This window comes from Phormidium sp. FACHB-592, assembly GCF_014695795.1.
In the GTDB taxonomy this organism is placed as follows: Bacteria; Cyanobacteriota; Cyanobacteriia; order Leptolyngbyales; family Leptolyngbyaceae; genus Stenomitos.
Genome location: NZ_JACJOZ010000063.1, coordinates 1 through 9153 on the forward strand (window position 1 = coordinate 1; position 9153 = coordinate 9153).

At 50.0% G+C, this 9153-nt stretch carries 9 protein-coding genes; 5 read left to right on the top strand and 4 right to left on the bottom strand.

Features of this window, described 5'->3' with window-relative positions; genetic code table 11:
• A partial coding sequence (locus tag H6F86_RS16760) for a response regulator (RefSeq protein ID WP_190448879.1) occupies positions 1–323 on the bottom strand: 323 nt, incomplete at its 3' end.
• Positions 316–3102 (bottom strand): hybrid sensor histidine kinase/response regulator, encoded by a 2787-nt coding sequence (locus H6F86_RS16765; RefSeq protein WP_190449879.1) that lies wholly within the window; start codon positions 3100–3102, stop codon positions 316–318. The genes H6F86_RS16760 and H6F86_RS16765, both read right to left, overlap by 8 nt.
• 795 nt (positions 3103–3897) lie before the next feature.
• Here H6F86_RS16765 and H6F86_RS16770 point away from each other — a divergent pair.
• The 4 genes from H6F86_RS16770 to H6F86_RS32325 all read left to right on the top strand — a co-directional run bounded on the left by H6F86_RS16770 (position 3898) and on the right by H6F86_RS32325 (position 6524).
• Positions 3898–4179 (top strand): hypothetical protein, encoded by a 282-nt coding sequence (locus H6F86_RS16770; protein ID WP_190449880.1) that lies wholly within the window; start codon positions 3898–3900, stop codon positions 4177–4179.
• A gap of 9 nt (positions 4180–4188) precedes the next feature.
• Positions 4189–4362: a hypothetical protein gene (locus H6F86_RS16775; protein ID WP_190449881.1), complete on the top strand. Its 174-nt coding sequence runs from the start codon at positions 4189–4191 to the stop codon at positions 4360–4362.
• Between the two features lie 194 nt (positions 4363–4556).
• On the top strand, positions 4557–6242 hold the full coding sequence (locus H6F86_RS16780) for an NAD(P)H-quinone oxidoreductase subunit 4 (protein WP_199305334.1): 1686 nt from the start codon (positions 4557–4559) through the stop codon (positions 6240–6242).
• Between the two features lie 105 nt (positions 6243–6347).
• Positions 6348–6524: a hypothetical protein gene (locus tag H6F86_RS32325; RefSeq protein WP_242033563.1), complete on the top strand. Its 177-nt coding sequence runs from the start codon at positions 6348–6350 to the stop codon at positions 6522–6524.
• Positions 6525–6949: 425 nt separating this feature from the next.
• Here the strand turns inward: H6F86_RS32325 and H6F86_RS16790 are convergent, their stop codons facing one another.
• Positions 6950–7264, bottom strand: a complete 315-nt coding sequence (locus H6F86_RS16790; protein ID WP_190449883.1) for a hypothetical protein — start codon at positions 7262–7264, stop codon at positions 6950–6952.
• A 261-nt stretch (positions 7265–7525) separates the two neighbouring features.
• Between H6F86_RS16790 and H6F86_RS16795 the strand changes: the two genes are divergently transcribed.
• Positions 7526–8395: a YwqG family protein gene (locus H6F86_RS16795; protein WP_190449884.1), complete on the top strand. Its 870-nt coding sequence runs from the start codon at positions 7526–7528 to the stop codon at positions 8393–8395.
• Between the two features lie 320 nt (positions 8396–8715).
• On the opposite strand, the gene H6F86_RS16800 is transcribed toward H6F86_RS16795, so the two are convergent.
• Positions 8716–8874: a hypothetical protein gene (locus tag H6F86_RS16800; RefSeq protein ID WP_190449885.1), complete on the bottom strand. Its 159-nt coding sequence runs from the start codon at positions 8872–8874 to the stop codon at positions 8716–8718.
• Positions 8875–9153: the final 279 nt, after the last annotated feature.

The following is a 9153-nucleotide window of genomic DNA, read 5'->3' on the forward strand; positions in this document are numbered from 1 at the left end:
GGCTTGGTAATATAGTCCACAGCACCAAAGGCAAAGCCTTTCTCCTTACTAGCAGCATCGGAGAGCGCAGTCATAAAGATGATCGGAATGCTAGCGGTAGTGGGATCTGCCTTGAGCCGTTGGCAAGTTTCAAAGCCGTCAATGCCTGGCATCTGCACATCCAGTAAGACCAAATCGGGAGGGTGAGCTTGGATGCGCTTCAGAGCGCGGTCGCCGTTGATCGCAGTGGCGACTTCATATCCCACATCACCTAAGGTTTCACAAATTACTTCTAAGTTCGCAGGGGTGTCGTCCACCACCAGAATTAAGGCAGCACTAGACATGAGCTTTTTCCTCTATTAAGTACTGTTGCAGCAACGCTTCAATCTCTTCAGCTTTAAATTGCTTAGCAAGCTGAAGCACCTGTGCGGCAAAACCAGCGTAGCGAGGGTTCGAGTGAACTAGCTGCTCTATGTGTTCCCGCAACCGTTTTAAGTTACCTTTCTGTGCCAGGTCTAGTAGCGTTTTTAACTCGACTGCGGAGGGCAGCATCGTTCCTTCCGAATACTGCAATGCAGTCGTTGGCGATAACGGAGAGTCGCTTGCAGCGGTCATTTCATAAGTCCACTCCAGGTTTAAGTGAGTAGCTAAGAGCTTAAATAATTCACTGACTTCGACTGGCTTGGCTAAGAAATCATCTCCCCCGACGTCTAAACTCATCTGCTGGTCAGCTTGGGCGACTGAGGCAGAAGAAACAATGATCTTCTGGTGTTGCAAATCCTTGGCACCACGAACCTGCTTGAGCAGTTCAAAGCCGTTCATGACTGGCATCGCCAAGTCTGTAATCACCAAGTCTGGTTGAGACTGGCGGATTTTTTCCAAGCCTATTTGACCATTTTCAGCCTCAGTCAGTTGGAAGCCGAGTGGCTCTAACAAGTTGACGAGAACGGCTCGGTTTTCCCACCGATCGTCCACCACTAGAATGCTGCGTCGTTGTCCTTTATAACCAATCATTTGTTTGCCAGTGGTGAGGGAGTTTTGTTGTGCCCAATCGGTGGCGATCGTCAGTTCCACCTCAAACCAGAAAGCGCTGCCGACTCCAGGCTGGCTCTTGACCTGAATTTGCCCGTTCAGCAGCTGCACAATTCTTTGGCTAATCGCTAGTCCTAAACCTGTACCTTCGGCTTGGCGCTGCCGCTCGCCCACTTGTTCAAACGCCTGGAAGATTTTATCCACTTGGTCAGGCGCAATGCCTACGCCTGTATCTTCCACTTGAAATTTGATCCGACGCATGGACGGATTGGCGTGATGCTCCATCTCGGCATTTTCCATCACGGTTACCTTAAGCTGGACAGACCCGATGTCGGTGAACTTAATCGCATTGCCCAGCAAATTGAGCAAGACCTGACGTAGCCGTTTTTCATCAGCAAAAAGCCCTTCGGGCAACTGCGGGTCCGGATCGTAAAGGAAATCAATCCCTTTTTGGTCAGCACGAATGCGGCAGATTTCGGCAACCCCTTGAAGGAATGAAGGGAAGTGAATTGCCTTCGGTGCAAAGTCTAGCTTACGGGCTTCAATCTTGGACAAGTCCAAGACATCGTTGATCAGCGTCAGCAAATGGGAACTGCACTGGTGAATGATTTCTACCCCATGACGCTCTTTCATGGGCAGCACTTTGGAGCGGTTGAGGATTTGAGCGTAGCCCAGAATACCGTTAAGAGGCGTGCGGAGTTCATGACTCATGTTGGCGAGAAATTCGCTCTTGGCTTGATTCGCGCCATCAGCTACCAGTTTTGCTGCTTTCAGTTCTGCGGTGCGTGCCTCAACGCGGGTTTCCAGCTCCATAAAAGAGCCTTGGAGTTGACCCGCCATCTGGTTGAAGGAATCTGCCAGCGATTCTAATTCATGGATACCGCGCACCTGAACCGTTTGATCAAGGTGACCGGAGCTAATCGCCTGACTCGCTTTCTGTAGCTGCAAAATCGGTTTGGTAATCCAGCGCGAAGTCAAAAGACCCAGTGCGGTTGTCACTGCCAAAGCCCCTAAACACAACAAAATTGTGGTGCGAGTATTAGCATTGATTTGTGCCATGAAATCTGATTCGGGCACCACTACAACGCTGAGCCAATCGATGCCGTGTTCGTCTCGAATAGCGGAAACTTGAATAAGCTGCCGCTGATCTGCCAGCCTAAAATCAAGCTGCTGACTCTGTTGAATAGCGGTAAAGTTGCCAAATCGATCAAGGATGGCTTGCACTGTCCCACGAATGACAGCACTTTCAGCCTTGACGGCAGGAATTTGTTGCAACTTCTGCTTTTTCAAGTCAATAAGAAAAGGTTCTTTAATAGTTGAGCTGGCGATCAGATTGCCCGATCGATCAATAATAAACGTCTGTCCGGTTTGACCGACCTTTAACTCACTTAGAAACTGATGAATTTTGGCAATCCGAAAGGTGCTACTTTGCACTCCCAAGAATGTTCTATCACCGTCGTAAATTGGCTGAGATAGAGCAATTGAAGCCGTCTTAACTGTGTTACCAATGTAGGGTTTGGATGTCCAAGTTGTTTTTCCAGCTTCTTGTGCAGCTTCATACCAATGTCGATCACGGGGGTCAAACTCTGCCTGAGTTTTGAGCAGTGCGATCCGTTGACCTTGATCACTAAGTTTGTAGAATAGACGTTGCGGTAGGTTCGCTTTGTAACCAACGCGAGAAACGATGCCGTCGTTGAATGTATCCTCTACAGTGATGCTTGTGCCGTCAGCCATACCAATTTGCATATGTTCAACCGTGTTTTGGCTGACTAACCGCCAGAGGGTTCGTTCCAGCTTGGTGATATCTGTTAAATCAAGCTGACTTTCTTGAGCCGCAGCTACGATCACCTGTCCAGCAATATAAGGTTCTTTCAAATAGTTGAGCACTTGCAGATTCAAGCGATCGCTCATCTCGTGACGTAACTGACTGGCAACATCATTGACTGCCTTCTGTCCATTTCGTAAAGAAATGTATCCGGTCAGCCCAACTGCCACAAAGATTTGGAGCACAAACGGGACAATTAGGAGTGTTCGCAGGGAAAGTTTGCTCTTGGGTTTGGCTGGCGCTAGCGATTTGGCTGGAAGAGTCATGACGGTAGCTTCTAGTGTGAAAAAGAAAGGTCTTTTAAGCCGCTTATTCTGCCTAGTGTGCCCATCGCCTTTAAAGCGCTCAGTCGGTGCCCATAATTGTTTACACATTCAAGAAGGAAGTTTATGAAGCGGAGTTCGAGTCATAGGGGGGTGAGTAGGGGGAGAACACTGTTCTTGGCAATTAAGCGTCACATTGTCTGAAAATTTTTCCCAGCCTAGCTTCTAGACCATGACCTTACCGCTTTTACTCAAAATTGAGACACAGCAGCGACGCGAGCGTTGAGGAGCAGAGTAATTGATCGCTTCTGCTTCTCAGCTTGTAAGGTCGGTACCGTTGCGGGTTGTGCAACTAACCACGAAAGAGTGAGCTTTAGTAACAAGGCTCGAAGGGACTATCCTCTAAGACTATGGCTCACTTCGGCACGGTTTTGGTCGCTGGCCAGAACTGTGCCAGTGTCTAGTGCCCGTTTCGAGCTAAGCGGTCGTGAAGGGTCTGACGCTCCACTCACTCGGGACGTTAGGGAGCTGATACGCTTGCAGATAGCTAAAACCGCTCAGTTGCCAAACCTCGGCTAGCCCCGTCGCCGCATTGCGCCAGAGGAGGTCAGGCGTACTGTCACCGCCTAAATGGGGTGATTGAAGGTTGCTGCTATAAAATGCAATGAGGCTGAAACCCTTGTAGGAAGAGCAATCAAGGATAGTCGGTCTGTACTAAGAGATTTTGACGTAGTCCACATCTACCTCTATTAGTTAACGAATTTGCGTTGTTTCGGGCTTCAGATTCGCTCTCATTGCATGACTCAGTTTGAGCAAGTACCAGTCCAAAGTCTAGACACGCAAACGGAGCAGACCCGTGACCGCCAAACGCAACGCACAGTGAGTGTCTTAGACCGTGTCGCCGGGACTAATCCGCAGCGGGTGGGCGTACAACGGATCATGCGCGTGGAGCGGGTGGGCACCAGAGCGAACCGACCGTTTACCGAAACCATATTCTACATCAGTTCGTTGACGCTGGATGCAGCTGCGTTTGCGCAACGCATTCGCCAACATTGGCACATTGAAAATCGTCTGCCTTGAGTCAAAGATGTGGTTTTGAAAGAGGATGGTTCTTCCCTCTGTGATGGCAATGCCCCAGCGAATTTTGCCATTGTGCGAACGATAGCGCTCAATCGCTTTCGGCACCACGGCTTTGACTCCATTACCCAGGGCTTACGCCGTCTTGCCCATGATCTCCCGATGCTCTTTTCCTTTTTTCAATAGATCAGCCCTGCTTTCTCGGGTAGGGAAGAGTTACCCGCTGCGGCAAGCGAGCCACAAGAAAGAGGGGCTTGGGCGATTTCTACGCTAGATCCATAAGGCTAAGTCCATGGCGAATCAGCAAAGGATTTATAGATGATGAGTCTCACAGTTACGTAAGATGGTCTTAACTCAGTGGATAGGTATTTATTCTTATCATGATAGAACAGTTCCCCTGGCTGACCGTGATTGTGCTGCTGCCGTTGGTAGCCGCGTTGTTCATTCCTTTGCTCCCTGACAAAAGCGGCAAGACTGCCCGCTGGTATGCGTTGGGGGTTGGCATGGCTGATTTCGTACTGATGTTCTATACCTTTTGGCAGCATTACGACGCGAGCCAGGCGACATTCCAACTGGCGGAAAAGGTGATCTGGTTACCGCAGTTGGGCTTGAGTTGGGCGCTGTCGGTAGACGGTATTTCGGCTCCGCTGGTGCTGTTGGCAGGCTTTGTAACGACGCTGTCAATGTTTGCCGCATGGCAGGTGGATCGGCGATCGCGCCTGTTCTATGCACTGATGTTGATTCTGTATGCCGCCCAGGTGGGGGTGTTTGTAGCCCAAGACCTGATGCTCTTCTTCATCATGTGGGAAGTGGAACTGGTGCCGGTCTATCTGCTGGTATGCATTTGGGGCGGGCAAAATCGGGCCTATGCAGCGACGAAGTTCTTGATGTATACGGCCCTGGCTTCGATTTTCATTTTGGTGGCAGCCCTGGGGATGGGGCTCTATGGTGATACGTTCACCTTTGATATTGCTGAACTAAGGTTAAAGCAGTTTCCCTTAGGGCTGGAATTGTTTTTGTACGCTGGCTTGCTGGTGGCCTTTGGGGTCAAATTGGCAATTTTCCCCCTTCATACTTGGCTGGCGGACACTCACGGCGAAGCTTCTTCTCCAGTGTCGATGATTCTGGCAGGGGTGTTACTGAAAATGGGCGGGTATGGGCTGATCCGGTTGAACTTGGAACTGCTGCCGCATGCCCATGTGTATTTTGCGCCAGTATTGGCAATTTTAGGGGTGGTCAACATCGTCTATGGGGCGCTGAACTCCTTTACACAGACTAATATGAAGCGGCGGTTGGCCTATTCCTCAATTTCTCACATGGGGTTTGTGTTGCTGGGGATTGCTTCCTATAGTGATTTAGGTGTGAGTGGGGCGATGCTGCAAATGCTGTCTCACGGACTGATTGCGTCGGTGTTGTTTTTCTTAGCAGGCGTTACCTACGATCGCACCCGCACGATGATGATGAATCAGTTGGGTGGGTTGGGGCAGGCGATGCCCACGGTGTTTGCCCTGTTCACCATGGGGGCAATGGCGTCCTTAGCGTTGCCGGGGATGAGTGGGTTTGTCGGAGAACTGGCGGTTTTTGTCGGCTTGGCCACAACGGACATCTATGGTTTGACCTTTCGCTTTGTGACCATTTTCCTGGCGGCAGTAGGGTTGATTCTGACGCCGATCTATCTGCTGTCGATGGTACGGCAGGTGTTTCATGGAGCCAGCGCTGATCAAATGTGTGAACTGGTGCCTTCCTGTGACCTGAATGATCTAGATTTGAAGGCCCAGGGCAACCAAGAGGCGAACTGTTTTGGCACGGACTGTGTCTTGCCAGAGGAGGCAGAGTTTAAGGATGCCAATTACCGGGAGGTTTTTATTGCGGTTTGTTTTCTGGGGCTGATTATTGCGATCGGGTGTTATCCCAAGTTAGCGACCCAAATGTATGACGTGAAAACGATGGCGGTCAATGCCCAGGTGCGGGCGGCCTATCATGAGGCTTTTCCAGAGGCGTTACAGCGCTCGGCACAGGGGCGATGGAGTCCTGAGATCGCAGCAGGGCTGATCCATCAGTCGTAGAAAATGGAAGATAGAGAGGTTGTTACCTAGAACCGGTGGTCGCATGAGTCTCATTGAGCCTCTGCAAACGATTCGGGATTTCCGGACGCAACCGGAGTACCCGCTGTGGGTCATCTTGTTACTGGTTCTGATGGGCACGATGAGCGGTTGCACGGGGTATCGACCGCTAGCCGACTTTATGGCTCGACATCAAACGGCATGGTTGACGCTATTGCAGTGACCGCAGCAACGACTGCCCAGTCTCTCGACGTTGCGGCGCATCATGATGCGGGTGAATTTTGAATCGTTCACGGACGCTTTCTGAAGACCAGCGGAGTGGGTGACCGCTCCGCTGAGTTTAACTCCGCTGCTACAACTAAGCCTCATAGGGCAAAAAAGAACCCGATCACTCTGACCGGGTTGGTTCTGTCTCTGCACCGTAAGTTGATTACGCTGCTCGCTGGGCAACTACGCCTCCCTTTGGCACTTGCCTTAAGTCTGTGGACGGTCAGCACCTGGCAGACGCCGGTCACTGTAGACGTGAACCGTCAAGCTGCCGCTTACACTAGGACTTGCAGGGCATCGTCAGGTACAGCGCACTGCTAGGTAGTGTTCTGTTGCTATGCTTGCCTAAGCGTTTCACTCGTCGGCAAGCAAGTCCTCAACCTTACGTGCGTAAGCATCTAAGCCCTGCAGTACTGGGACACAACCAGTAATTGTTGCGCGGTTCAACAGCCACCGCCAGAAGAGCCACCACCATCACTACCAGAAAACCCACCACCGCCATCACTGCCGCTATAGCTGCTGCCGCCGCTACAGTCTCCACCATAGCTGCTAGCACCGCTATTACCGCTAGAAAATTCACTACTACTGCTGCTATCACTATAATTGCTATGACTCGCACCACCAAACATGAAAATAGGACTCGCTAAGCGATCAGAAGCGCCCCGACGTTTACGTTGCAAGCTCGCAGATTGAGCACCAGTGCCGCCGCATAGAGCGAAAACAAGAAACAAAATGCTGATGAAGATGATTAGTTCCATCGGTTTGAGTTCGTAGATGTTGCTGGCACTTGGCTGCTAGTACTGGCTCAAGGGTAACAGATAGCCAACTTGATGCAGTCGGTGTGCAACGGGATTGTTATACAGCTGGACGGTGAACAAAGTGGTAGCCGACATCATACTGGTTTTGCTGGCGTAAGTAGCTGGGTGTAATTAAACTGAAGATAATTTTGAGGGTGGAACCCCCTGCTTGGGAGCGAAGCTGCCAAATTCTCTCTTACAATTAATTACAACCACCTACTTATGACCTACAAATTAGAGAATTTAGGAACTGGATCAGCACTGAGGCAAAGGTTAGAGGAAGACTTATCTACAGCAGAAATTGAGGCACTCGAAAGCACGATTCAACCGTTTATCGAAATCGATGTTGCGCCAAGTCAGAGCAGTCAGGCTCCCACAGTTGGGCAAAGCCGATTGGGAGGCTTCCCTGATCTGCCAGTTGGATTTGAATATCCTCGATTAAAAGGCAAACCTGCGGTTTTGTTAGCACAGATTAATTTTGCAGAAGTCCCATCACTAGAAGAATTTCCAGAAACCGGATTGCTTCAGTTTTATCTTGCCGACCAGCCTCTTCAGGAGTTTGATTATCGATTTGATCTGCATCAACAAAATGATGCAGCAGCTTTATTTTTTCCTGCCCCCCTTGATGACTTCATTCCCCAAACTCACAACCGGACTCAATCCAATAATCCCTTCATCCCAACTCACCATAGGCTTCAGTTTGAGCGAAAACTTGCTCCTGCTACTCCATTCGATACAGAGTTTGCAGACCTGACGATCGCTCTTGAAGACTTTGAGTTTTTTGGGGAGAACTATGAAACTGCATTAGGAGAGTTGGCGGATTCTGACGACAAAAATCTGATCACAGCATTGAATTTATTAGGGGGAGGTGGACATAAACTCGGCGGTTATCCGGGCTTTCTACAAGGTGATCCCCGACAAGATATCTTTCCTACAACGGACTGGGATCCTGATGAACCTTTTGAACTTCTCTTGAGGCTGATCAGTACGAGAGACGTCAATGTTGCTGGGTTCCATCTTTACTTCCTGATCAAGCGATCGGACTTACTGCGGCGCGATTTTTCAAAAGTTGTTTTCTACTTCGATCGCTAGTTACAATTCTCGGTTGTGTCACTAAAAAGTATTTGCGACACAACCCTAGACGTTGGTTGCCTTAAAAGCTATGAGGCTTAGTTGTAGCAGCGGATGCTGTTAGCAAATATGCTACAGGCAGGACGACAAGAAGGTGACCAACGCTAAAATGTCTGATTTTTCGTTCCTACCGATCTTTGTCGTCTCCTTGTAGGATTGGTTGTCATACATTCGCCAACAGCAGCCATTGCTATATAAGGGCGACTGAGACTGTCGACGCTAACACACTTGTCATGAGCCAAACCTGACTGTCAGTCGGAGCAGCAAAAAATACTGCTGCATTAGCAGAGCCTTGCCTCTTTTGGTGTCAAAGCAAGCTGAAAGGCGTTGGGCGATCGCCTTGGTAAGTTGCATCCCGGAGCAACCGTGCCAGTGCGCCGGAGGTCTGGTTGGCTGCGGGTGGCAGCAACGTCATCACCCTCAGCCAGCGATGAAGTCAAGTGATCAGTGGCTCTGTTTCTGGCTTTGCTTGCATTGAGAGACCAAAGAGCATGAACCAAACTTAGAGGCGATTTCAGGCTTAGCGTTATTGTTGCTACCATGGCGACGGGAATACCGTGACCCTTTTACAAGGCAAGTGCGAGCGCAAAGATCACGGCACAAACCAAACTGAACGCTGCCATTAACCCCGCAGGCATGACTTTGTGGGTCTGACGAAAGCGAAGCGCAAACCGGATCGAAAGGGCGATCGCTAGAACCGTGGCTAGGGTCATACCGAT

Bases quoted from the DNA above. Each gene is read 5' to 3' on its own strand.
- H6F86_RS16795 (WP_190449884.1), top strand. From the start codon at position 7,526: ATGACCTACAAATTAGAGAATTTAGGAACTGGATCAGCACTGAGGCAA.
- H6F86_RS16765 (WP_190449879.1), bottom strand. From the start codon at position 3,102: ATGACTCTTCCAGCCAAATCGCTAGCGCCAGCCAAACCCAAGAGCAAA.
- H6F86_RS16780 (WP_199305334.1), top strand. From the start codon at position 4,557: ATGATAGAACAGTTCCCCTGGCTGACCGTGATTGTGCTGCTGCCGTTG.
- H6F86_RS16770 (WP_190449880.1), top strand. From the start codon at position 3,898: ATGACTCAGTTTGAGCAAGTACCAGTCCAAAGTCTAGACACGCAAACG.
- H6F86_RS16790 (WP_190449883.1), bottom strand. From the start codon at position 7,264: ATGGAACTAATCATCTTCATCAGCATTTTGTTTCTTGTTTTCGCTCTA.